Annotated in this window: 19 protein-coding genes; 11 read left to right on the top strand and 8 right to left on the bottom strand. The window is 68.1% G+C overall.

The genetic code is table 11. The features are described from left to right. The first annotated feature begins 7 nt into the window (after positions 1-7). From pyrF to AC3WQA_RS15085, 3 genes are all read left to right on the top strand, one after another. Positions 8-826 (top strand): orotidine-5'-phosphate decarboxylase, encoded by an 819-nt coding sequence (pyrF, locus tag AC3WQA_RS15095; protein ID WP_492675856.1) that lies wholly within the window; start codon positions 8-10, stop codon positions 824-826. Positions 827-842: 16 nt separating this feature from the next. Continuing rightward, on the top strand, positions 843-1,364 hold the full coding sequence (locus tag AC3WQA_RS15090; protein WP_492675855.1) for a TrmH family RNA methyltransferase: 522 nt from the start codon (positions 843-845) through the stop codon (positions 1,362-1,364). A 95-nt stretch (positions 1,365-1,459) separates the two neighbouring features. After that, positions 1,460-4,339, top strand: a complete 2,880-nt coding sequence (locus AC3WQA_RS15085) for a valine--tRNA ligase (protein WP_492675854.1) — start codon at positions 1,460-1,462, stop codon at positions 4,337-4,339. A gap of 124 nt (positions 4,340-4,463) precedes the next feature. On the opposite strand, the gene AC3WQA_RS15080 is transcribed toward AC3WQA_RS15085, so the two are convergent. Continuing rightward, the gene (locus AC3WQA_RS15080; RefSeq protein WP_492675853.1) at positions 4,464-7,328 is read right to left on the bottom strand and encodes a S8 family serine peptidase; all 2,865 of its coding nucleotides are present in this window, start codon (positions 7,326-7,328) and stop codon (positions 4,464-4,466) included. A gap of 195 nt (positions 7,329-7,523) precedes the next feature. Between AC3WQA_RS15080 and AC3WQA_RS15075 the strand changes: the two genes are divergently transcribed. Further along, positions 7,524-8,708 carry a thiolase family protein gene (locus AC3WQA_RS15075; protein WP_492675852.1) on the top strand — a complete coding sequence of 395 codons (1,185 nt, stop codon included), beginning with the start codon at positions 7,524-7,526 and terminating at the stop codon, positions 8,706-8,708. A gap of 138 nt (positions 8,709-8,846) precedes the next feature. Further along, positions 8,847-9,176, top strand: a complete 330-nt coding sequence (locus AC3WQA_RS15070) for a hypothetical protein (protein WP_492675851.1) — start codon at positions 8,847-8,849, stop codon at positions 9,174-9,176. A gap of 207 nt (positions 9,177-9,383) precedes the next feature. On the opposite strand, the gene htpG is transcribed toward AC3WQA_RS15070, so the two are convergent. Together htpG and htpX are read right to left on the bottom strand one after the other, a co-directional pair. Continuing rightward, positions 9,384-11,255: a molecular chaperone HtpG gene (gene htpG, locus AC3WQA_RS15065; protein WP_492675850.1), complete on the bottom strand. Its 1,872-nt coding sequence runs from the start codon at positions 11,253-11,255 to the stop codon at positions 9,384-9,386. A 146-nt stretch (positions 11,256-11,401) separates the two neighbouring features. After that, positions 11,402-12,292, bottom strand: a complete 891-nt coding sequence (gene htpX, locus AC3WQA_RS15060; RefSeq protein WP_492675849.1) for a protease HtpX — start codon at positions 12,290-12,292, stop codon at positions 11,402-11,404. A gap of 99 nt (positions 12,293-12,391) precedes the next feature. Here htpX and gluQRS point away from each other — a divergent pair, with 99 nt between their 5' ends. Beyond that, positions 12,392-13,273 carry a tRNA glutamyl-Q(34) synthetase GluQRS gene (gluQRS, locus tag AC3WQA_RS15055; RefSeq protein WP_492675848.1) on the top strand — a complete coding sequence of 294 codons (882 nt, stop codon included), beginning with the start codon at positions 12,392-12,394 and terminating at the stop codon, positions 13,271-13,273. A 67-nt stretch (positions 13,274-13,340) separates the two neighbouring features. Next, entirely contained in the window at positions 13,341-14,081 is a 741-nt protein-coding gene (locus AC3WQA_RS15050) for a beta-ketoacyl-ACP reductase (RefSeq protein ID WP_492675847.1), read from the top strand. A gap of 168 nt (positions 14,082-14,249) precedes the next feature. Here AC3WQA_RS15050 and AC3WQA_RS15045 read toward each other — a convergent pair whose 3' ends face one another. Both AC3WQA_RS15045 and grxC read right to left on the bottom strand, forming a co-directional pair. Then, on the bottom strand, positions 14,250-14,639 hold the full coding sequence (locus AC3WQA_RS15045) for a carboxymuconolactone decarboxylase family protein (protein WP_492675846.1): 390 nt from the start codon (positions 14,637-14,639) through the stop codon (positions 14,250-14,252). Next, positions 14,636-14,899 (bottom strand): glutaredoxin 3, encoded by a 264-nt coding sequence (gene grxC / locus AC3WQA_RS15040; RefSeq protein ID WP_492675845.1) that lies wholly within the window; start codon positions 14,897-14,899, stop codon positions 14,636-14,638. The genes AC3WQA_RS15045 and grxC overlap by 4 nt, the downstream gene beginning before the upstream one ends. A 106-nt stretch (positions 14,900-15,005) precedes the next feature. On the opposite strand from grxC, the gene AC3WQA_RS15035 reads away from it, so the two are divergent. From AC3WQA_RS15035 to lpxH, 4 genes are all read left to right on the top strand, one after another. Continuing rightward, positions 15,006-16,637 carry a M48 family metalloprotease gene (locus AC3WQA_RS15035; protein ID WP_492675844.1) on the top strand — a complete coding sequence of 544 codons (1,632 nt, stop codon included), beginning with the start codon at positions 15,006-15,008 and terminating at the stop codon, positions 16,635-16,637. A 105-nt stretch (positions 16,638-16,742) separates the two neighbouring features. Next, the gene (locus AC3WQA_RS15030) at positions 16,743-18,254 is read left to right on the top strand and encodes a Ppx/GppA phosphatase family protein (RefSeq protein ID WP_492675843.1); all 1,512 of its coding nucleotides are present in this window, start codon (positions 16,743-16,745) and stop codon (positions 18,252-18,254) included. 57 nt (positions 18,255-18,311) lie between these two features. Next, on the top strand, positions 18,312-19,013 hold the full coding sequence (locus tag AC3WQA_RS15025; protein ID WP_492675842.1) for a peptidylprolyl isomerase: 702 nt from the start codon (positions 18,312-18,314) through the stop codon (positions 19,011-19,013). Further along, entirely contained in the window at positions 19,010-19,741 is a 732-nt protein-coding gene (gene lpxH, locus AC3WQA_RS15020) for a UDP-2,3-diacylglucosamine diphosphatase (protein ID WP_492675841.1), read from the top strand. The genes AC3WQA_RS15025 and lpxH overlap by 4 nt, the downstream gene beginning before the upstream one ends. Positions 19,742-19,832: 91 nt before the next feature. On the opposite strand, the gene AC3WQA_RS15015 is transcribed toward lpxH, so the two are convergent. From AC3WQA_RS15015 to AC3WQA_RS15005, 3 genes are all read right to left on the bottom strand, one after another. Further along, entirely contained in the window at positions 19,833-20,444 is a 612-nt protein-coding gene (locus tag AC3WQA_RS15015) for a sterol desaturase family protein (RefSeq protein WP_492675840.1), read from the bottom strand. Positions 20,445-20,589: 145 nt separating this feature from the next. Further along, a complete protein-coding gene (yihG, locus tag AC3WQA_RS15010; protein ID WP_492675839.1) occupies positions 20,590-21,483 on the bottom strand; it encodes a 1-acylglycerol-3-phosphate O-acyltransferase, YihG family in 894 nt (297 codons plus the stop codon). 50 nt (positions 21,484-21,533) lie between these two features. After that, on the bottom strand, positions 21,534-22,772 hold the full coding sequence (locus AC3WQA_RS15005; RefSeq protein WP_492675838.1) for an aminotransferase class V-fold PLP-dependent enzyme: 1,239 nt from the start codon (positions 22,770-22,772) through the stop codon (positions 21,534-21,536). Positions 22,773-22,803: the final 31 nt, after the last annotated feature.

The following is a 22,803-nucleotide window of genomic DNA, read 5'->3' as shown; positions in this document are numbered from 1 at the left end:
GACCCCAATGCACTTCATGCCATCCCTGCAAGCCGCATGGAACCGCAACCACTCGCTGGTCTGTGTCGGCCTCGATCCGGAACCCGCAAAATTCCCGGCGCACCTGAAAGGCACGCCCGACGCGGTGTTCGACTTCTGCGCCGCGATCGTCGACGCCACCGCGGATCTCGCCTGCGCCTTCAAGCCGCAGATCGCCCACTTCGCCGCCTTGCGCGCCGAAGCGACCCTCGAACGGCTGATCGCGCACATCCACGACAAGCACCCTGGCGTACCGGTGATCCTCGACGCCAAGCGCGGTGACATCGGCTCCACCGCGCAGCACTACGCCACCGAGGCATTCGAGCGCTACCGCGCCGACGCGGTGACGCTGAACCCCTACCTCGGCCGCGACTCGATCCAGCCCTTTCTCGACCGCGCCGACAGGGGCGTGATCCTGCTCTGCCGCACCTCCAACCCCGGCGGCGCGGATTTCCAGGCGCTGGACTGCGGCGGCATGCCGCTGTACCTGCGAGTGGCCGAAACCGTCGCCCGCGACTGGAACGGCAACGGCAATTGCGCGCTGGTCACCGGCGCCACCTGGCCGGAGGAACTGGGTCGGGTGCGCGGTCTGGTCGGCGACATGCCACTGCTGGTGCCCGGCATCGGCGCGCAGGGCGGCGACGTGGAGGCCGTGCTCAAGCACGGCCTCACCACCGGCGGCACGGGCCTGCTGATCTCCTCCTCGCGCGCGATTCTCTACGCCGGCAGCGGCGAGGATTTCGCCCAGGCCGCACGTGCCGCCGCGCAGGAACTGCGCGATACCATCAACCGCCACCGCGCCGCCTGACGCGCCGGGGCGCCCCGTGCCCACACCGCCAAACACGCAGCTCGATCACAGCGCGCACCACGCCGCCCCCGGCAAGCGCACGCTGTGCCTGCTGGCGCACGACGTATACCGGCCCGCGAACGTGGGCAGCCTGTTCCGCCTGGCCGACGCCTTCGGCATCGAACAGATCTGGCTCACCGGCCACAGTTGCCTGCCGCCGCATCCGAAACTGCACCAGGCTGCGCGTTCCACCGAGCGCCGCGTGCCCTACGCCCACGCCGACGATCCCTTGCCCGTGGTGACCGCGCTGCGCAGGGGCGGCTACCGCATCCTCAGCCTGGAGCTGACCTCGTCCAGCATCGATCTGGCCAGCCTGCGCGTGGCGCCAGGCGAGCGGCTCTGCCTGATCCTCGGCGGTGAACGGGCCGGCGTCCCCCAATCCCTGCTGGACACCGCGGACGCGAGCGTGCACATCCCGATGCACGGCGCGAACTCCTCGATGAACGTGGCCAGCGCCTGCGCCATCGCTGTCTACGCCATCGCGCGCCAGTTGGGCTGATCCGCCGCTTTTTGGCGCACCGCGCCGGCGCCCTTACAATGGCCGTTTCGCCACCCGAACCGTGCGCCGCCAGCGGCGCGCCATCGCGAGTCCCCATGGAAAAGAGCTTCGAACCCGCCCAGATCGAATCCACCTGGTACGCCCGCTGGGAGGCCAGCGGCGCCTTCGGGCCATCCGGCACGGGCGAGCCCTACTGCATCCTGCTACCGCCGCCCAACGTCACCGGCACGCTGCACATGGGCCATGCGTTCCAGCAGACCGTGATGGACATGCTGGTGCGCCACCAGCACATGCGCGGCATGAACGTGCTGTGGCAGGTAGGCACCGACCACGCCGGCATCGCCACCCAGAAGATCGTGGAGAACCAGCTCGCCGCCGAAGGCAAGACCCGCCACGACCTGGGCCGTGAGCCGTTCGTGGAACGCGTGTGGCAGTGGAAGGAGGAATCCGGCTCCACCATCACCAACCAGATGCGCCGCATCGGCGCCGCCGCCGACTGGTCGCGCGAACGCTTCACCATGGATGAAGGCTTGTCGGCCGCGGTGCGCAAGGTGTTCATCGACTGGTATCGCGCCGGCCTGATCTACCGCGGCAACCGGCTGGTGAACTGGGATCCGGTGCTGGGCACCGCCGTCTCCGACCTGGAAGTGAACAACGTCGAGCGCGACGGCCACATGTGGTCGATCCGCTACCACGTCACGAACAGCGACGAATCGCTGGTGGTCGCCACCACGCGACCGGAAACCATGCTCGGCGACGTGGCCGTGGCCGTGCATCCGGAGGACGAGCGCTACGCGCACCTGGTCGGCAAGACGCTGACGCTGCCGCTCACGGGTCGCCAGATCCCGGTGATCGCGGATGACTACGTGGATCGCGATTTCGGTACCGGCTGCGTCAAGATCACCCCGGCGCACGACTTCAACGACTACGCGATCGGCCTGCGCCACCGGCTCGCGCCAATCACCATCTTCACGCTGGACGCGAAGGTCAACGGCAATGCGCCGGAGGCCTATCGCGGCCTCGACCGCTACGACGCACGCAAACGCGTGCTGGCCGACCTCGAAGCCGCCGGCCTGCTGGTCGAAACCAAGAACCACAAACTGCAGGTGCCGGTGAGCCAGCGCTCCGACGCGGTGATCGAGCCGATGCTCACCGATCAGTGGTTCGTCGATCTCACCTCGGACGTGCAGAAGGATGGCCGCCCCGGTGGCCGCAAGGCGATCACCGAGCCGGCGCTGGACGCCGTGTGCAACGGCGACATCAAGTTCGTGCCGGAGAACTGGAGCACCACCTACACGCAATGGCTGGACAACATCCAGGACTGGTGCATCAGCCGCCAACTCTGGTGGGGCCATCGCATCCCGGCCTGGTACGACGAGGCCGGCAACATCTTCGTGGGCGAGGACGAGGCGGACGCGCGTGCGCATGCGGCTGTGGCGCCAGTCGGCGCGCTGCGCCAGGACGAGGACGTGCTCGACACCTGGTTCAGCTCCGCGCTGTGGCCGTTCTCGACGCTGGGCTGGCCGCTGGACGGGCCGGTGAAGAACGAGCGTGGCGAGGTGGTCGCCAACTGGCAGGCCGACAAGATCTTCCTGCCCAGCGCCGTGCTGGTCACCGGCTTCGACATCATCTTCTTCTGGGTCGCGCGCATGGTGATGGCGACCAAGTATTTCACTGGCCGCGTGCCGTTCCGCGAGGTGTACATCAACGCCATCGTGCGCGACGCCGAAGGCCAGAAGATGTCCAAATCCAAGGGCAACACGCTCGATCCGCTCGACCTGATCGACGGCATCGAGCTGGAGGCGCTGGTGGCCAAATCCACCAGGTCGCTCTTGATCCCGCAGGTGCGCGAGAAGGTGGAAAAGCGCATCCGCAAGGAATACCCCGAGGGCATCAAGGCCATCGGCACCGACGCGCTGCGCTTCACCTTCGCCGCGCTGGCCAGCTACAGCCGCACCATCAACTTCGACCTCAAGCGCGCCGAGGGCTACAAGGCCTTCTGCAACAAGCTGTGGAACGCGGCGCGATTTGTGTTGATGAATGATGGCGGGGATCGGGACGCACTTGCCGGGACTCGGGGCGTACTTGCCGGGACTCGGGACTCGGGACTCGGGACTCGGGAAAAGCCCGCGACCGAGGCGGAGCGGTGGATTCTCACTCGCTTGTCGCAGACGTTGGCGGAAGTGGAACAGCATTTCGTTTCGTACCGTTTCGACCATCTGGCACAGGCGTTGTACGAGTTTGTTTGGAACGAGTATTGCGACTGGTTCCTTGAGCTCTCCAAACCCGCGCTCAACGGTGACGATGCGGAAGCCGCGGCCTCCACGCGCCACACGCTGCTGGTGGTGCTGGAGGCGGTGCTGCGCGCGCTGCATCCGGTGATCCCCTTCATCACCGAGGAGATTTACCAGAACGTGGCGCCACGGCTGGGCCTCACCGAAACCAGCGTGTACGCGCGGCCCTACCCGCACGCTGCGGACTTCGCGTCGGACGATGCGGCCAGCGCCGAAATCGAATGGTTCAAGGCGGTGCTCTCGGGCGTGCGCAAGATCCGTTCGGAAATGAACATCGCGCCGGGCAAGACCATCCCGCTGCTGCTGGCCGGCGGCGAGGCGACGGATCACGCGCGCGCCGCCAAGTTCGCCACGCAGATCGCCTTCCTCGCCCGCACCGAAGTGCCCGCATGGATCGAGGCCGGCGCGGAAGAACCCGCTGCGGCCGCCGCCGTGGTGGGCTCGCTGCGCGTGCTGATTCCACTGGCCGGGTTGATCGACCTCGGTGCCGAGCAGGCACGCCTGGCCAAGGAAATCGCCCGCGTCGAAGGCGAGATCAGAAAGTGCGAGGGCAAGCTCGGCAACGCGAACTTCGTCGCCAACGCACCGGCAGAGGTCGTGGCGCAGGAGCGGGCGCGCATCGTGGATTGGAATACCCAACTCGCAGCCATGCGCGAGCAGGCGGGGAAGCTGGGCGGCTAGCTTCCACTCCCCCCGCGCGGGGGATGGGCTGGGGAGCGGGCGCTCTTGCCCCCAAAGACAAGAGCCCCTTTACCTATTCCCCGCCATGGCCTTCGGCCATGGCGGGGGACACCGTCCACCCGCATCAGAACGACCAGCGGTAGCCCAGCGTGCCGGCCCGCGCGCTGTCGCGCTGGCCGAAATACTGGTCGTAGCCCAAGGTCAGGCGACTGCTCGCGTTCATGCTCCAATCCAGCGCGACACCGGCCACGCCACCGTAGCGCGACAGGCCGACGCCGCCCAGCGGCGCCCACTGGTTGATGCCGTTGAAGCTGGCGTCGAAGGCCTCGCCGCGCAGGCCGAAGGACTGCTGCCACGCCAGATGCCCCGAGAGATTGAGGCTGCCGCCATGGGCAAGCTGCCAGTCACGCGCGGCACGCAGACCCAGCCCGGCTTGCCAGCGTGCCGTGGTGAGTGCGTTGGATTTCAGGCCGAAGCCGTCGCCACCCGCTTCGTCGAAGCCGTCACGGTGGATCTGCGCATATTCGAGGCTCGCATAAGGCGTCACATGCGCGCTGCCCAACGAAAAACGGTAGCCGCTTTCGCCATAGGCCACGCCATAACGGCCACGATTGTCGCTGCCCACGCCGCTGTACGTTTCACCGAGCTGCAGCCGGCGCTGCATCAGCTCCTGGTAGCTGCCCACGCCAAGACGGCCCATCGCATACCAGGCACCACGCACGGTGCCGCCGTAGAACATGCCTTCCAGCGCGCGGCTGCTGCCTTGATCCACGCTCTGCGCAAGCCGTCCCAGGCCTTGGCTGCGCGCCAGCGCGAAGCCGGCCACGCCGGAGCCATCCACCCGGAAATCCTGCCCCACCATGAGCCCGGAAAGGTCATAGGCCACGCTGCCGTAACCACTGCGCGACAGGCTGCCGCCATGGCCCAGGTTGTGCACCCAGGCTCCGGGTTGCGGCGCATCCAGCCACTGGTCGAAGCGCTGGGTCAGCGCCCGCGTGCTGGCGTCGATGGCCTCGAAGGTCATCGCCGTACTGGCCGCATGCAACTGGCCGGAGAGGCTTTCCAGCGACTGTTGCAGGATAGCCGCGGTCTGCGCCTGTTGAATATTCGCCGCCGCACCAACAAATCCACTCGAAAATGCCTGCCCGGCCGCCCCGTTCAGCAGCATGCTGTTGATAGCGTTGAAGGCACCCTGCACTCGCCCAGCGGTGGCATAGGACACCGTCGAATACGGCAGCCCCCTGATCTGCGTCAGGTTCACCTGGCTCACGTCGAGCCAGACATCGTTGGCGTTGTAGTTCAAAGTCGCAGTGAGCGTAACCGCAGGTGCGGTGGTGAGGCTCGCGAAGGTTCCCGTCAGGCCGCCCTGGGCGGTCAACACCATGGTTTGCGAACTCATGATGTAACCGACATTGGCGCCATAAACATAGAGCCCCGCGTTGCCGGACAACGTGGCAGAACCGTACACGCCCAGCGAGGATCCCAAGGACAGCGCCAGCCGACCGCCCGATTGGGTGTAATTGCCGCCCACCAGCAACCCCGGCGTTTGCAGGCCAGAGTCGCCAATGACCAAGGTTCCGCTGTTGCTCACGTTGCCCTGGATCAGCGGCGTCTGTGGTGTGTTGGACGACATTGCCAGCGTGCCGGCAGCACCGATCGTCACCGCCGAGCCCAGCCCGACGGCATTCAACGTGCCGCCGGTCACCGTGGTGGTACCGGTGTAGCCGGCGGGTTGGGTCAGGCTGAGCGTGCCGGGCCCCTGCATGACCAGCCCCCCTGCGCCGGAGATCGGATTGTTCCAACTCGAGCTGCCGCTGAAGCTGACGGTGACGTCGCCCCAGTTGAACTGCATCGGCCCGTTCACCGCGCGGCCCACGTCCAGCTCGCCGTAGCCGAACACCGGATCGACGCCGGGTGCGCCCAGATCGTCGGCGGTACCGAGCAGGGTCTGCCGTACCAGGTCGTTGCTGAAATACGGATAGGCCTGCCACACCAGCGCGGCGGCGCCGGAGACTTCCGGCGTCGCGAACGAGGTGCCGCTGACTTGCCAGTAGGTGGGATTGGTGGTGCTGGATAACGTGCCCTTGTCCAGCACGATCACATCGCCCGGCGCGGCCAGGCAGTAGTTCATCGCCCGACCGCAGGCATTGGAGTAGCTGGCCAGTTGACTGGGGTTGTTGCTGTTCACCGCCACCGCCACCAGCCAGCCCTTGTCCAGCCCCAGGCCCGGCGCCACCGTGGGCAGGCTGGCGATGTCGCTGGGGTCGCTCTTGGACTCATTGCCCGCCGCGAACACCACCAGGCCACCCTGCTGCACGAACGGCTGGTAGGCCTGGCCGAAGGCCGAGTTGATCGAGGCGTTGGTGGTATCCCAATAGATGCCGCCCCAGGAGTTGTTCTGCACCTTCACCCCGGCCTGCATCAAGGCGGGATTGAGCGTCTGCGCAAAGAAGGCAGCGTCGGCGGCCGTCACCTGGTTGCCGTTGCCCGAACCGTCGTCCTTGGGCTCGGTGTCGCTGATGATGCGCGCCGACACCAGGTTGGCTCCCGGCGCGATGCCGCCGGGGAACTTGCCAAACGGCTGGCCGGCGGCGATCTCCGACACCCAGGTGCCGTGGCCGACCACGTCGTCCACGCTGGTGTTGTTCTGCGACGGGTCGACGTAGATCAGCTCCTGCGTCACCCGTCCGGCCACCGTCGGGTTGCTGCGCATGATGCCGCTGTCCACGATGCCGATGGTCACGCCCGCGCCGGTATAGCCCTGGGCATGGGCGGCAGAGGTGTTGGTGATCGAGAGCTGGGCGTCCAGCGGCGGCGGCGGCACCGATGAAGTCGGCGGCGGCACGGGCGGCGGCGATGAAGGGGTCGGCTTGAGATTGCTACTGCCACCGCCGCCACCGCATGCCGCCAGGCCCAAGGCCAAGCCAATCGCCCAAGCCAGCCGGAGCTGACCGGCACCCTGCCACGCCGGATTGCCTCGCGTTTCCATGATCGCCTCCATGAGTTGCCCCTCGCCGCCGGTTCACCGGCGCCAGAGCCCGTATCGTCCGGCGTACCACGCCGTTTGGCAACTACACGCGAAGCCAGGACGCCACCCCGGTTTGCCGCACTGCGCCATCGGCTGCGATAATCCGCCGGCTGCATCCCGGCGCGCCCGCGCCTTTCATGCTCAGTGGAGACTCCCATGTCCGACGTCAGCGTCGTCATCGTCGGTGCCAAGCGCACCGCCATCGGTTCCTTCCTCGGCCAGTTCACCGGCGTCCCCACACCCAAGCTGGGCGCCACGGCGATCCATGCCGCGCTGGAGCAATCCGGCATCGCCGCCGCCGACGTCAGCGAGGTCATCATGGGCTGCGTGCTGCCGGCCAACCTCGGCCAGGCGCCCGCCCGCCAGGCGGCGCTGGAAGCCGGCCTGCCCACCGGCGCGCCTTGCACCACCATCAACAAGGTGTGCGGTTCGGGCATGAAGGCCATCATGCTGGGCCACGACCTGATCCGCGCCGGCTCGGCGTCGGTGGTGGTGGCTGGCGGCATGGAGTCGATGACCAACGCACCGCACATGGTGCAGGCGCGCACCGGCATCCGTTACGGCGACGGCAAGCTGGTCGACCACATGGCCTGGGACGGCCTCACCAACCCCTATGACGGCAAGTCCATGGGCGTGTTCGGCGAGCTCTGCGCGGACAAGTTCCACTTCAGCCGCGAAGACCAGGACGCCTTCGCCATCGAGTCGGTGAACCGCGCCAAGGCCGCGCAGGCCTCCGGTGCCTTCGCCGGCGAGATCGTGCCGGTGACCGTGGCCGGTCGCAAGGGCGACGTGCTGGTGGATACCGACGAACAGCCTGGCCGCTCCGACATCGCCAAGATCCCGCAGCTCAAGCCTGCCTTCCGCAAGGAAAACGGCACGATCACCGCCGCCAGTTCCTCATCCATCTCCGACGGCGCTGCCGCCCTGGTGCTGCTGGCGGAGGGCGACGCCAAGGCGCGCGGTCTCCAGCCGCTGGCCCGCATCGTGGCGCACGCCACCCACGCGCAGGAACCGGAGTGGTTCACCACCGCACCGGTGGCGGCCATCCAGAAAGTGCTGGACAAGGCCGGCTGGAAAGTCGCCGACGTCGATCTGTTCGAGGTCAACGAGGCCTTTGCCGTGGTGGCGCTGGCGCCGATCAAGGAACTGGGCATTGCGCACGCCAAGCTCAACGTCAACGGCGGTGCCTGCGCGCTGGGCCACCCGATCGGCGCCAGCGGCGCGCGCATCGTGGTGACCCTGCTCAACGCCCTCAAGGTGCGCGGGCTCAAGCGCGGCGTCGCCAGCCTGTGCATCGGCGGCGGCGAGGCCACCGCCATCGCGGTAGAGCGGCTGGACTGACGCCCGCCCGGCTGAAAGCGCGTTGAACCGGCGCGCAACAAGGGCTGAAGCATCTCACGAAATTTGTGGCGCAATCCGCAGGAAAGCGCTATTAATAGACGGCCACACCATGGCATTCCACGGCATAGGAGATCTCTCATGAAGTTGACGCGTACCCTTCTCGCCTCTGCGCTCGTCGCGCTGCTGGCGGCTTGCAGCAACGGCGCGCAGGATTCCGCGCAGAACGCCCAGCAGTCGGCCGACCAGGCTCAGCAATCCGCTGACCAGTCGCAGAAGGCTGCCGAGCAGGCTGCTCCGGCTGCTGCTCCGGAAGCAGCTCCGGCTGCTGCCCCGGCGTCCACCGCCGCTGCCCCGGCTGCTGCCCCGGCCTCCACCGCTGCTGCCGCTCCGGCGGCTGCCGACGCCGCTGCTGCCGCTCCGGCCACCCCGGCTGCGGACGCCAAGAAGGACGACTCGCAGGGCAAGTGATCCACTTCGGTGGTTCGGGAAAAACGGCCGCTTTCGCGGCCGTTTTTTTATCGGCAAACCCAAGCCGTTTCCCGGTTGGCGACCAAGCCCTGTCGCGAAAGCGGCTCCCCATCGCCGCCAGGAACCGCACGCCGCCTTCGCCGACGCAAAGGCGCCCCGAGGCAACCACGTCGGGTCGCCCCCGACGCGGCCACCGGGGGCTCCGGATCAGGCGCCCAGCAACACCCGGTTCATGCGCTGCACGAAGGCTGCCGGGTCGGCCAGCTGCGCGCCGGCAGCGATCTCGGCCTGCTCCAGCAACAAGGTGGCCAGATCAGTGGCCTTGGCCGTGTCAGCCTCGGCCTCCACGCGCTTGAGCAGGGCATGGTTCGGGTTGATCTCGAGCGTCGGCTTGGACTCGGGCAGCTCCTGGCCAGCCTCGCGCAACAGGCGCGCAAGGTGCGGCGCCATCTCGACGTCGGAGAGCGCGAGGCAGGCCGGCGAATCGGTGAGGCGGGCGGACACCTTCACATCCTTCACCTGCTCGCCCAGGAGTTCCTTGAGCTTCCCCAGCAACGGCTCGGCGGCCTTGGTGGCCTCCTCCTGCTGCTTTTTCTCGGCCTCGTCCAGCGGCAGTTCGCCCTTGGCGACGTTCTTGAGCTGCTTGCCCTCGTACTCGGACAAGTAGCCCACCATCCACTCGTCGATGCGGTCGAACATCAACAGCACCTCGATGCCCTTGGCGCGGAAGGCCTCGAGCTGCGGGCTGCCGGCGGCGGCCTTGTAGCTGTCGGCGGTGATGTACCAGATCGCGTCCTGGCCCACCGCCATGCGGCCGAGGTAGTCGTCCAGCGAGACGTCCTGCTTGGCACCCTCGCCCTTGGTGGAAGCGAAGCGCAGCAGCTTGGCGATGCGCTCGCGGTTCGTGGCGTCCTCGCTGATGCCTTCCTTCAGCGTGTTGCCGAAGGCCTTGAGGAAGGTGGCGAACTTCTCGGGTTCGTCCTTGGCCAGTTTCTCGACCAGGTCCAGCACGCGCTTCACGCAGGCGGACTTGATGCGTTCCAGCTGGCGGTTGTGCTGCAGGATTTCGCGGCTGACGTTGAGCGGCAGGTCGTCGGCGTCGACCACGCCGCGCACGAAGCGCAGGTAGTTGGGCAAGAGTTCCTCGGCCGCGTCCATGATGAAGACGCGCTTGATGTAGAGCTTCAGCCCCTTGCGCTCGTCGCGCCCGCCCATCATCAGGTCGAACGGCGGCTGCGCCGGGAGATAGAGCAGCGTGGTGAAACTCTGGCTGCCCTCGACACGGTTGTGCGTCCACGCCAGCGCGTCGTTGAAGTCGTGGCCCAGCGACTTGTAGAAGCCCTGGTAGTCCTCGTCCGAGATCTCGGACTTCGGCTTGGCCCACAACGCGGAGGCGGCGTTGATGGTTTCCCATGCGTCGGTCGTTTTGCCGCCCTTCTCCTCGGGCACGCGGATCGGAAAGGCGACGTGGTCGGAGTACTTGCGGATCAGCGACTTGAGCTGCCAGCCCTTGAGGAACTCGTCCTCGTCAGCCTTGAGGTGCAGCACGATGGTGGTGCCGCGGTCGGCCTGCTCGATCTGTTCCAGCGCGTACTCGCCCTTGCCGTCGCTCTCCCACTTCACGCCCTCGCCCGCCGGCGCATCGGCGCGACGGGTGAACACGGTCACCTTCTCCGCCACCACGAAGGCCGAGTAGAAGCCCACGCCGAACTGGCCGATCAGGCGCGCGTCGGCCTTCTGCTCGCCGCTCATGGCTTCCAGGAAACGGCGCGTGCCGGAGCTGGCGATGGTGCCGATGTTGGCCACCACCTCGTCGCGGCTCATGCCGATACCGTTGTCGCGCACGGTGACGGTGCGCGCGGCCTCGTCCCAGCTCACGTCGATGTGCAGTTCGCCATCGCCGCCCAGCAACTCGGGCTTGCCCAGCGACTCGAAGCGCAACTTGTCGCAGGCGTCGGAGGCATTGGAGATCAACTCGCGCAGGAAGATCTCCTTGTGCGAGTACAGCGAGTGGGTGACCAGGTGCAGCACCTGGGCGACTTCGGCTTCGAATTTGCGGGTTTCGGTGGTGGTGGTCATGGCGATGGAAAGTCCGGTGGAATGTACGAAGGCAGGCTTGCTCCCCTCTCCCGCAAGCGGGAGAGGGGCCGGGGGAGAGGGCGCGTGGGCTTGCCGAAAAGCCCCTCTCCCCTACCCCTCTCCCGCAAGCGGGAGAGGGGATGTAATCATGCGTTCTGCAGCGCCGCGATGCGCTCGTCCAGCGGCGGGTGGCTCATGAACAGGCGCTGGAAGCCTCCGGCCAGCGGGCCGGAGATACCGAACGCCGCCAGCGTCTTGGGCAGGGTGTTCTCGCCATGATCGCCCTTCAAGCGCTGCAGCGCCGAGATCATCGCGCCACGGCCGGCGAGTTTCGCACCGGCGGCGTCGGCGTGGAACTCGCGCCAGCGCGAGAACGCCATCACGATCATCGAGGCGAACAGGCCGAACACCAGCTGCAGCACCAGCACGGTGACGAAGTAGCCGATGCCGGTGCCGCCGCGGTTGTCGTCGCGGTCGCCGGAAAGCCAGCTGTCCACCAGCCGCCCCACGATGCGCGCGGCGAGTATCACCAGGGTGTTCAGCACGCCCTGGATCAGGGTCATGGTCACCATGTCGCCGTTGGCGACGTGGCCGATCTCGTGGCCAAGCACAGCGCCGATCTGCTCGCGATCCATCTGCTCCAGCAGGCCGGTGCTCACCGCCACCAGCGCGCTGTTCTTCGTCATGCCGGTGGCGAAGGCGTTCATCTCCGGCGCGTCGTAGATCGCCACCTCGGGCATGCCGATGCCGGCGTTCTGCGCATGCCGGCGCACGGTGTCGATCAGCCAGCGCTCGGCCTCGTTCTGCGGCTGCTCGATCACCCGCGCGCCGGTGGACATCTTGGCCATCCACTTGGACATGGCCAGCGAGATGAAGGCGCCGCCCATGCCGAACACCGCGGCGTAGATCAGCAGGCCGGTGCTGCCGCCGAAGCCCTGCGCGGCGGCCATCTGATCCACCCCCAGCAGGCGGCAGACGATGCTGAGCAGGAACAGGACGGCGATGTTGGTACCAAGAAATAGTGCAATGCGACGCATGGCTGTCTCTTTGGCAGTCACGTGGAACAACGGATGTCCGATGGGTGGGGGCATCGTCGCGGGCTTTCAAGCGCGCCGCCTCACAGGCAGACTCGCCGGATGGACTACCGCGGACGCTTCGCCCCCTCACCCACCGGATCGCTGCACTTCGGTTCGCTGGTCGCCGCGCTCGGCAGTTGGCTGCGTGCGCGCCATGCCGGTGGACAATGGTTGCTGCGCATGGAAGACATCGACCCGCCGCGCGAGGTGCCTGGCGCGGCCGCCGCCATCCTCGCCGCCCTGCCGGCCTTTGGCCTCGTCGCCGACGCGCCGGTGCTGTACCAGTCGCAACGCCGCGCCGCCTACGATGCCGCGCTGGAGCGCCTGCGCGCGCTGGGCGAGGCCTTCCCCTGCTGGTGCAGCCGCAGCGAACTGGCCGCCACGGGGCTGCACCGCGACGGTTGCTGCGTGGCACCGCCCGATCCGCACCGCGAACCGGCCTGGCGCCTGCGCGCGCCCGACCGCGAGATCGCCTTCGACGATGCCTTGCAGGGGCCACAGCGGCAGAACCTGCGCGAAGCCACCGGCGACTTCGTGTTGCGCCGTAACGACGGTCTGTATGCCTACCAGCTCGCCTGCGTGGTGGACGACGCCTTCCAGGGCATCACCGAAGTGGTGCGCGGCCACGACCTGCTCGACTCCACGCCGCGGCAGATCCACCTGCAACGCCTGCTCGGCCTGCCCACGCCGCGCTACCTGCACCTGCCGCTGGCACTGGATGCACAGGGCCGCAAGTTGTCCAAATCGACGCAGGCGCTGCCGGTCGATCCCGCCGAGCCGCTGCCAGCCTTGCGCCGCGTGCTGGATTTCCTCGGACAGGGCGCACCGGCGGGCCTCGCCACCCCGGCCGAACTGCTGGCCGCGGCGCGCCGCCGCTTCGACCCGGGGCGTTTGCCACCACGCGGCGGTTGCTTTGTCACCTGTAGCGGATATAAACCATAGGCTGGGGCCAGCGCCGGTCGTCGACCTTCGCGCCACGCGCCCACCAGCCAATCCGAGGAGAGTGGACATGACGCAACGCACGGCTTTGGTCACGGGCGGCACCGGCGGCATCGGCAGCGCCATCGTTCGATACCTCGCCAAGCAAGGCCATCGCGTAGCCACCAACTACCGCAACGCGGAGAAGGCCGAGGCTTGGCGCCGCGCCATGGCCGCCGATGGCATCACGGTGTGCATGGTCCCTGGCGACGTGACCGATCCGGCTTCCTGCATCGCCATGATCGAGGCCATCGGGTCGCAGTGCGGGCCGGTGGACATACTCGTCAACAACGCCGGCATCACCCGCGACACCACCTTCCACAAGATGGATTACCAGCAGTGGAACGATGTCATCAACACCAACTTGAACGCCTGCTTCAACGTCACCCGCCAGGTGATCGAAGGGATGCGCGAGCGCAAGTGGGGCCGCGTGGTGCAGATCAGTTCGATCAACGGCCAGAAGGGCCAGTACGGCCAGGCCAACTACGCCGCCGCCAAGGCCGGCATGCACGGTTTCACCATTTCGCTGGCGCAGGAAAACGCCAAGTTCGGCATCACCGTCAACACCGTCTCGCCCGGCTACGTCGCCACCGACATGGTGATGGCGGTGCCTGAGGAAGTGCGCGCCAAGATCGTGGCGCAGATCCCGGTGGGCCGCCTCGGCAAGCCCGAGGAAATCGCCCACGCCGTGGCCTTCCTCGCCGGCGAGGAAGCCGCCTGGATCACCGGCGCCAACCTCGCCATCAACGGCGGGCATTACATGGGTTGGTGAAACGCGCGCCTTGAAGCTGCCAGTGGCAGCTTCAGCGGTTTTTACCCGGTGAGGCAGGGTGCCGAATGGGCGGCAGCGCGGGGATGCCTTCTCGCCATCCCCACGAACGAGGCCGGCCCAGTGGCAGCTGCCATCCGCCTTGCCCGACGAGGCGGCCTGCCGTCCACCTCACCCGTGATCCGCACACCCTGCATCGGCGGCAGCCTCGCCGTCTTCCAGCCGATCGAGGAAATCCACCGCGCGGCGCAGGTGCGGGATCACGATGGAGCCGCCCACCACCAGCCCCACGCTGAAGGTCTCGAAGAACTCCGCGCGCGTGACGCCGGCTTCCTTGCACTGCGCCACGTGGTAGCTGATGCAATCGTCACAGCGCAGCACCATCGAAGCCACCAGGCCGAGCAGTTCCTTGGTCTTGCCGTCCAGCGCGCCGGGTTTGTAGGTCTGCGTATCGAGCGCGAAGAAGCGCCGCACCACCTGGTTGTCCTCGGCCAGGATGCGCTCGTTCATGCGCTGCCGGAAGGCGGTGAACTCGGCCACGCGATCCTTTTCGCCGCTCATGCGCCGGCTCCCAGCAGTTCGGCCAGCTTGCCGCTGCGGTCGGCGGCGACCAGGTCGTCGTAGCCGCCCACGTGCTGGTCGTTGATGAAAATTTGCGGCACCGTGCGGCGGCCGCCGCTGCGCGCCAGCATCACGTCACGCTGGGCGGGATCGGTGTCCACGCGCACCTCGTCCCAGCCGAGCCCCTTGGATTTCAGCAGGTTCTTGGCCGATATGCAGTAAGGGCACACGGCGGTGGAATAAATTTCGATTTTGGGCACGGGAGAACTCCACAATCGGGGAACCGGGAAAATGGTGGCGCGCGGCGGCAAAACCAAGGTGAACTGCGGCAGCGGCGCAAGGTCGAAGTGTTATTGTCGCCGACCTATGCCCATGCCGCCACGCCGCCGCACCACGCGCCTCCGCCTCGCCCTGATGCTGGCCGGCCTCGCCTTCGCCGCTGGTGCACAGGACAACGTGCGCCTGCCCGACCTGGGCAGCTCGGCGCAAGCGCTGATCTCGCCGCAGGAGGCGCGCGACTACGGCGCGTCGATGCTGCGCCAGATGCGCGCGCTGGACATGGTGGTGGACGATCCGCTGCTGGACGGCTACATCAACGATCTCGGCTTCCGCCTGGCGGCCGCCAGCGCCAAGCCGCAGGATCGCTTCAAGTTCTTCATCGTCAGGGACGACGAGATCAACGCCTTCGCCGCGCCCGGCGGCTACATCGCGGTGAACTCCGGCCTCATCACCATCACCCGCAACGAGAGCGAGCTGGCCGGCGTGATCGCGCACGAGATCGGCCACATCACCCAGCACCACCTGGAGCGAGCCTTCGAAGCCTCGAAAAAGGATGCTCCGCTGATGGCGCTGGTGCTGCTTGGCGCCATTGCCGCCGGCGCCGGCGGCAAGAGCGGCGATGCCCCCATGGCGGTGCTGGCCGGCGGCCAGGGCCTGCTCGCGCAGAAGCAGATCAACTTCACCCGCAAGGACGAAATCGAAGCCGACCGCGCCGGCATCCAGACGCTGGCCAATGCCGGTTTCAACCCCGACGCCATGGCCGCCTTCTTCGGCCACATGGAAGACGTGATGAGCGCCGGCGCCGGCGGCCAGGCGCCCTCCTTCCTGCAGGATCACCCGGTCACCTCCGACCGCATCGCCGACGCCAAGGCGCGCGCCGGCGCGCTGATCGCCGCGCAGAAAGAGCGCCCCGCCAGCCCCACCCTGCTGCCAGGCCAGTGGGAAAAGGTCGCCGCGCCGATGGCCTTCCTGCACGGCCCGATCCAGCTCGACCAGGCCACCGGCGAAGTGGACGGGCTGGACACCTACGCCCTGATGCGCGAGCGCGTGCGCGTGCTCACCGGCGACGCCACGCGGCTCACCGGCTACTACCGCACCAACCTGAAGAACCAGCCCGGCTTCGACACCCCGGCCAACCGTTACGGCTACGCGCTGGCGCTCACCCGCAGCGGGCACGGCAAGGAGGCTGCGGCGCAGCTCGAACCGCTGCTCAAGGCACGCGCCGACAACCTGATCCTGTCGCTGGCGCTGGGCGACGCCGAGCTGCAAGACGGACAACGCCACGCCGCGCTGGCCGATTACGAGCGGCTCAATCAGCGCTCGCCGCGCAACCGCGCGGTGGCGCTGGCCTATGCCCGCGCGCTCACCGACGGCGGCGACAAGGCGCAGGCCGCCACCGCCGCCGAGCTGCTGCGCCCGCTGCTTGAGGGCAGCGACCAGCCGGAGCTGTACGACGCCTACGCCCGCGCCAGCGACAAGGCCGGCGATGGCGAACGCGCCGGTGAAGCCTTTGCCGACGCCAGCTACTACGCCGGCCGCCCATTCGACGCCATGGAACAGCTCAAGCGCCTGCTCCAGCGCAACGACCTCAGCTACTACGCCCGTGCCCGCATCCAGGCCCGCATCACCGAGCTCACCCCGCTGGTGCTGGAGCTGAAAAAGCGCAAGATCGCCACCCCGGACAATCCCTCCACACAAAGCGACCCGCCGGGACAGTAAGCGCCTCGGCGGCGCGACACACCGTCGCCCCGCCTGCCGCAGCGCCAATGAATGCGGCATGATGAGCGCCGTGGCGCGCCGATGCGCCGACCGGGGAGAGTGCGCTTGAGCCAGGCCGACCAGACGCCACTGCGTGACGGCGAACTGCTCGCCGCGGTGGACATGGGCTCGAACAGCTTCCACCTGATCGTGGCGCGCATGGAACACGGCGAACCCCGGGTGATCGACCGCCTGCGCGACAGCGTGCGCCTGGCCGCCGGCCTGCGCAGCGACGGTTCGCTGGATACCGAACGCCGCACCCGCGCCATGGCCTGCCTCGCCCGCTTCGGCCAGCGCATCGCCGGCCTGCCTTCGCAGCAGGTGCGCGCGGTGGCCACCAACACGGTGCGCCAGCTGGCCACGCCGCAGGCCTTCCTCGGCGCCGCCGAAGCCGCGCTCGGGCACCCCATCGAAGTCGTGTCGGGTCGCGAGGAAGGCCGCCTGATCTTCCTCGGCGCCGCGCACGACCTGCCCGTCTCGCGCGAACCGCGGCTCATCATGGACGTGGGCGGCGGCAGCACCGAATTCGTGATCGGCCGCGGGCTTGCCCCGCTGCACACCGAGAGCGTGCAAGCCGGCTGCATCGCCTCCACGCTGCGCTTTTTCCCCGGCGGCAAGCTCAGCCGCAAACGCTGGCAGCAGGCGCGCGGCGAAATCGGCGTGCTGCTGCAGCAGTTCGCCGAGGACTACCGCGAATCGGGCTGGCAGGAGGCCTACGGCTCCTCCGGCAGCGCCAAGGCGATCGACGCGGTGGTGCAGGCCATGAAATTCTCCGACGACGGCGTCACCCCGGCGGCGCTCACCGCCCTGCGCGAGGCGATTCTGGCGCAAGGATCGGTCGCCACGCTGGCCCTGCCGGGCCTGAGCGAAGAACGCGCGCCGGTGCTGGCCGGCGCGGTGGTGATTTTCGAGGCTGCCTTCGAGGCGCTGGGCATCAACCGCATGCGCGTGTGCGAAAGTTCGATGCGCGAAGGCCTGCTGTGGGACCTCATCGGCCGCGCCGCCGGCAGCGACCCGCGCACCGGCAGCATCGACGCCCTGGCCACCCGCTACGGCGTGGACCGCGCACAGGCGCGGCGCGTGGAATCCACCGCACTGATCCTGTTCGACCAGGTAGCCAAGGCGTGGAAGCTCGACGGCGAAGCGCGCGAGTGGCTCAGCTGGGCCGCGCGCGTGCACGAGATCGGCCTGGCCATCGCGCACAGCCAGCACCACCGCCACGGCGCCTACATCCTGCACCACGCCGACCTCGCCGGCTTCTCGCGGCAGGAGCAGCAACTGCTCGCCGCCGTGGTCGAGCTGCACCGGCGCAAGCCGGACAAGACCGTGGTGGCCGCGCTGCCGCGCCGCTACCGCCAGCTCGCCGAACGCTGCACCGCACTGCTGCGCCTGGCCGTGCTGTTCCGTCGCGCGCGACGCGCCGAATCGCTCCCCCCGATGCGGCTCAGCGCCACCCGCCAGCGCCTGCGGCTCACCCTGCCCGCCGCCTGGCTGGCGCAACACCCCTTGAGCGAAGCCGACCTGGAGCAGGAGCGCGCGCCGATGGCCGAGCTGGGCATCGAGCTGGAGATTTGCTGACCCACGCCACGGCGGCGCCGCGTATCATGGCCGGATAGCCACGCCAGATACCACGCCATGCCCAAGCTCGCCCTGTTGCTCGCCGCCCTCCTGCTCACCCCCGCGTTGCGGGCGCAGGTCGCCGCGCCGGCCACCACCGCGCCGCACCCCGCCGTGCTGCTGCACACCTCGCAGGGCGACATCACGCTGGAGCTGTATCCCGACAAGGCACCCAAGAGCGTGGCCAACTTCCTGCGCTACGTGCACGAGGGCTTCTACGCCGGCACGGTGTTCCACCGCACCATCGGCGGTTACCTCATCCAGGGCGGCCTGTACGACCGCGAGCTGGAACCGCGGCGCACCCACCCGGCGATTTCCAGCGAAGCCGACAACGGCCTGTCCAACCTGCGCGGCACCATCGCGGTGGCGCGCGGCGCCGATCCCAACTCGGGCACCGCGCAATTCTTCATCAACCTGGTGGACAACCGCCGGCTCGACTTCGTCGGCAACCAGAGCGGACTCACCTGGGGCTACGCGGTCTTCGGCAAGGTGGTGAAGGGCATGAACGTGGTGGACAAGATCGCCGCCCTGCCCACGCGCGGCCTCGGCCCCTTCGCCGCCGACGTACCCAACCCGCTGGTGGTGATCGAAGGCGCCCAGGTGATCGGCGAGGCCGCGCCCACCGCTGCCGCCAGCGCGCCCATGCCGGCGGAACCCGCCGCTGTCACCACCAAGCCGGCCAGACGCACTGTGCGCAAGCCCGCGCAGGGCGGTCGATGAGCACGCTGTTCATCGCCGACCTGCACCTGGACGACAGCCGGCCGCAGATCACCGCGCTGTTCGAGCGCTATCTCGCCAGCCCCGAGGTGCGCCGCGCCGACGCGCTCTACATCCTGGGCGACCTGGTGGAAGCCTGGATCGGCGACGACGACGACGCCGAGCTGCCCGCGCGCATCGCCGCCGCCACGCACGCCGTGCGTGCCGCTGGTGTGCCGGTGTACTTCATGGTGGGCAACCGTGATTTCCTGCTGGGCGAAACCTTCGCCCGCCGCGCCGGCTTCGAGCTGCTGGAAGACGGCAGCGTGCACACGCTGTACGGCCACCCCACCCTGCTGATGCATGGCGACGCGCTGTGCACCGACGATACCGCCTACCAGGCCGTGCGCGCCCATGTGCGCACGCCGCAGTGGCAGGCGCAGATCCTCGCCATGCCGCTGGAAGCACGCCGTGCCTTCGCCGCCAAGTCGCGCGCCGAAAGCCGCGCCCACACCGGCAGCACCATGGAAGCCATCATGGACGTCAACGCCGACGCCGTGACGGCGGCGATGCGCACGGCCGGAGTCACCCGATTGATCCACGGCCACACCCATCGCCCCGCCATCCACCGCTTCACGATGGATGGCCAAAACGCCGAACGCATCGTGCTGGGCGACTGGTACGAGCAAGGCTCGGTGCTGCGCGTGGATGGTGACGGCGCAACGCTGGACACCTTGTCACCCGCAACCTGACCGCAGGGGCGCACCCTGTGCGCGATGATCCCGGCGCCTGACGAGGCCAAGGGCTTTCGCGCACAGGGTGCGCTCCTGCACAACATCACCCTCAGCGCCGCCCCACCTTGCTCTTGGACACATACCAGGTGCCCAGGATGAAGTCCCACAGCGGCGTGGTGACGCCGTAGTTCTTGTCCGGGTGGAAGTGGTGCACGTTGTGCACGGCGGCCCACTTGCGCCACAGCGTGCTGCGGAAGCGGTGGCGATGGATGATGTAGTGGCTGAAGCCGTACAGCGCGTAGCCCAGTGCGATGGCGCCCATGAAGAGCGTGGCCGCGCCCGGCGGCAGTACCAGCATCAGCACGCCGGCACCCAGCAGACAGATGGCCGGCGCGAAGAAGAACGGCAGCGAGTCGTAGCCCAGCGGGCGTTCGTGGTGCAGCGTGTGGCCGCGCTCGAACAGCGGCACCTGGCCATGAAACAGCCAGCGGTGGAAGGCGTATTCGATGAAGCTGAAGGCAAACAGGCCCGCCAGCATGAGCACTGCCGCCACGAACGGGTGCGCGACCACATAGCGCCAGGAAGCGGTCAGCAGCACGAGCGCCACCAGGAAATCGGCCGCCTGGCCAACGAGGTAATTGCTGCGGGTGGCCGACATGCGATTGATGGCGTCCAACGCACGCTTGCCGTAGCCAGGCCGCGGAGCCGACGTCTCAGCCATGCCGCAACCCCACACCGACACTCGCATGGATTCGATCCCGCTGCATTCCCGTGGCTCTCCCGCACGCGCGAAACGCGCCGCTGCCAAGCTTAGCGCGTGCCGGGCAGCGGCGACTGACCCCGCAGGCGCAGGCCTCACGCCATATTCAGCCACCCGCCAGCATCTGCTCGATGCGCGCATCCTGCTCGCGCCACAGCGTGTTGACCCAGGCCTGGAAGCGCTGCCGGAAGTCGGCGTCGCCCTCGTAGTCACCGCGCAAACCGGCGTCGACCCGGCGCTGGCGCAGGCTCACCCGCACCTCGCGCAATCGCCCCGCGATCAGATCCAGCATGGTGCATGGCCCACCGGGGTAGACCACGGCCACATCGAGGATGCGCTGGAGGCCATCGCCCATGGCCTCCAGCACAAAGGCCACACCACCCGCGCGCGGCTTGAGCAGGTGCCGGTACGGCGAGCCCTGCGCAGCGTGCTTGGCCGGCGTGAAGCGCGTGCCCTCCACGAAGTTCATCACCGACACCGGCAATTGGCTGAACTTGGCGCAGGCGCGGCGCGTGGCGGCCATGTCGCGGCCGGCCAGTTCGGGACGCCTGGCCAGCGTTTCGCGCGAGTAGCGCCGCATGAAGGGGAAATCCAGCGCCCACCACGCCGGCCCGAGCAGCGGCACCCAGATCAGCTGGCTCTTGAGGAAGAAACGCAGGAACGGAATGCGCCGGTTCAGCACCTTCTGCAGCACGGCGATATCCACCCAGCTCTGGTGGTTGGCCAGCACCAGATAGTTGGCGTCGCGACGCAGGCCATCGAGCCCGTCCACCTGCCAGCGGATGCGGGTGAACAGCGCGAACAGCACGTTGTTGCCGCCGATCCAGCTCTCGGCCACGACCACCAGCGCACGCGAGCACAGGCGGTGCCACGCCGGGATCGGCAGCAGCAGTTTCAGCAGGGTCAACGCGAATAACGGCACGCAGTGTCCCAGCAGATTGAGCGCCAGGAACAGCACGACCAGCGGCACGCGGATCAGGCCAGGCAGAAAGGCAAACATGGGAAAACCAGCAGTAGAAACTGCCGCCAGTTTACCGGCTCGCCGCGGCCTCAACGTAGCAGCTTGCGTACCTTCAGCAGCGCCGCCATGAAGGCATCCACTTCCGCCCGCGTGTTGTAGAAGGCTAGCGAGGCGCGCAGCGTGGCGGGCACACCGAAGTACTGCATCAAGGGATGCGCGCAGTGGTGGCCCGAGCGCACCGCCACGCCCTCGAGATCGAGCAGGGTGGCCAGATCCGTGGCCTGCGCGCCGTCGATCAGGAAAGAGATCACCGGCTCCTTGTCCGCCGCCGCGCCCACGATGCGCAGGCCGTCCACTTCGCGCAGGCGCTCCGTGGCATAGGCCAGCAGCGCGTGCTCGTGCGCGCGGATCGCATCGAAGCCCAGCGTGTCGTAGTAGTCGATGGCAGCGGCCACGCCGGCGAAGCCCGCGATGTTGGGCGTGCCGGCCTCGAACTTGTGCGGGGCGTCGGCGAAGGTGGTGCCGTCGAAGCGCACCTCGCGGATCATGTCGCCGCCACCGAAGAACGGCGGCATCGCATCAAGGTGTTCCTTCTTCGCCCACAGCGCGCCGGTGCCGGTGGGCGCCAGCATCTTGTGGCCGGTGAGCGCGTAGAAATCGCAGCCCAGCGCCTGCACGTCCACCGCGCGATGCGGCACGGCCTGCGAGCCGTCAACAAACAGGGGAATGCCGCGCTTCCTGCACTCGCGCGCGAGCTCGCGCACCGGGTTCACCGTGCCCAGCACGTTGGAGACATGCCCCACGCAGGCCAGCTTCACCTCGGGCGTGAGCAGCGCGATGTATTGCTCCACGATCAGCTCGCCACGCGCGTCGATGGGCGCGGCCTTCACCGTGGCGCCCGCACGCTGCGCCACCAGTTGCCACGGCACGATGTTGGCGTGGTGCTCCATCGCCGTGGTGAGGATGGCGTCGCCAGGCTTGAGCCGCGGCAGCGCGTAGCTGTAGGCCACCAGGTTGGCCGACTGCGTGGTGCCGGAGGTGAGGATGACCTCGTCGCGCGAGGGCGCGTGGATGAAGCGCGCCAGCGCGTCGCGCGCGCCTTCGTAGGCGGCGGTGGCTTCCTCGCCCAACTGATGCACCGCGCGCGCCACGTTGGCATTGTGCTCGCGGTAGTGGCGATCCACCGCCTCGATCACCGCTCGCGGCTTCTGGCTGGTGTTGGCGTTGTCGAAATACACCAGCGGCTTGCCGTGCACGGTGCGCGACAGCAGCGGAAAATCCGCGCGGATGCGTTCCACGTCGAGGCTTGCAGGCGTATCCAGTGACATGTTCATTCCCGTGTCATTTCGTGTTGTTGCC

It is taken from the genome of Rhodanobacter sp. FW106-PBR-R2A-2-24 (assembly GCF_058789615.1).
Note: the sequence above shows the minus strand (reverse complement) of the source record. Positions and strands in the feature narration are given on the sequence as shown.

Bases quoted from the DNA above. Each gene is read 5' to 3' on its own strand.
- pyrF (WP_492675856.1), top strand. From the start codon at position 8: ATGCACTTCATGCCATCCCTGCAAGCCGCATGGAACCGCAACCACTCG.
- AC3WQA_RS15085 (WP_492675854.1), top strand. From the start codon at position 1,460: ATGGAAAAGAGCTTCGAACCCGCCCAGATCGAATCCACCTGGTACGCC.
- AC3WQA_RS15080 (WP_492675853.1), bottom strand. From the start codon at position 7,328: ATGGAAACGCGAGGCAATCCGGCGTGGCAGGGTGCCGGTCAGCTCCGG.
- AC3WQA_RS15075 (WP_492675852.1), top strand. From the start codon at position 7,524: ATGTCCGACGTCAGCGTCGTCATCGTCGGTGCCAAGCGCACCGCCATC.
- AC3WQA_RS15070 (WP_492675851.1), top strand. From the start codon at position 8,847: ATGAAGTTGACGCGTACCCTTCTCGCCTCTGCGCTCGTCGCGCTGCTG.
- htpG (WP_492675850.1), bottom strand. From the start codon at position 11,255: ATGACCACCACCACCGAAACCCGCAAATTCGAAGCCGAAGTCGCCCAG.
- htpX (WP_492675849.1), bottom strand. From the start codon at position 12,292: ATGCGTCGCATTGCACTATTTCTTGGTACCAACATCGCCGTCCTGTTC.
- gluQRS (WP_492675848.1), top strand. From the start codon at position 12,392: ATGGACTACCGCGGACGCTTCGCCCCCTCACCCACCGGATCGCTGCAC.
- AC3WQA_RS15050 (WP_492675847.1), top strand. From the start codon at position 13,341: ATGACGCAACGCACGGCTTTGGTCACGGGCGGCACCGGCGGCATCGGC.
- AC3WQA_RS15045 (WP_492675846.1), bottom strand. From the start codon at position 14,639: ATGAGCGGCGAAAAGGATCGCGTGGCCGAGTTCACCGCCTTCCGGCAG.
- AC3WQA_RS15035 (WP_492675844.1), top strand. From the start codon at position 15,006: ATGCCCATGCCGCCACGCCGCCGCACCACGCGCCTCCGCCTCGCCCTG.
- AC3WQA_RS15025 (WP_492675842.1), top strand. From the start codon at position 18,312: ATGCCCAAGCTCGCCCTGTTGCTCGCCGCCCTCCTGCTCACCCCCGCG.
- lpxH (WP_492675841.1), top strand. From the start codon at position 19,010: ATGAGCACGCTGTTCATCGCCGACCTGCACCTGGACGACAGCCGGCCG.
- AC3WQA_RS15015 (WP_492675840.1), bottom strand. From the start codon at position 20,444: ATGGCTGAGACGTCGGCTCCGCGGCCTGGCTACGGCAAGCGTGCGTTG.
- yihG (WP_492675839.1), bottom strand. From the start codon at position 21,483: ATGTTTGCCTTTCTGCCTGGCCTGATCCGCGTGCCGCTGGTCGTGCTG.
- AC3WQA_RS15005 (WP_492675838.1), bottom strand. From the start codon at position 22,772: ATGTCACTGGATACGCCTGCAAGCCTCGACGTGGAACGCATCCGCGCG.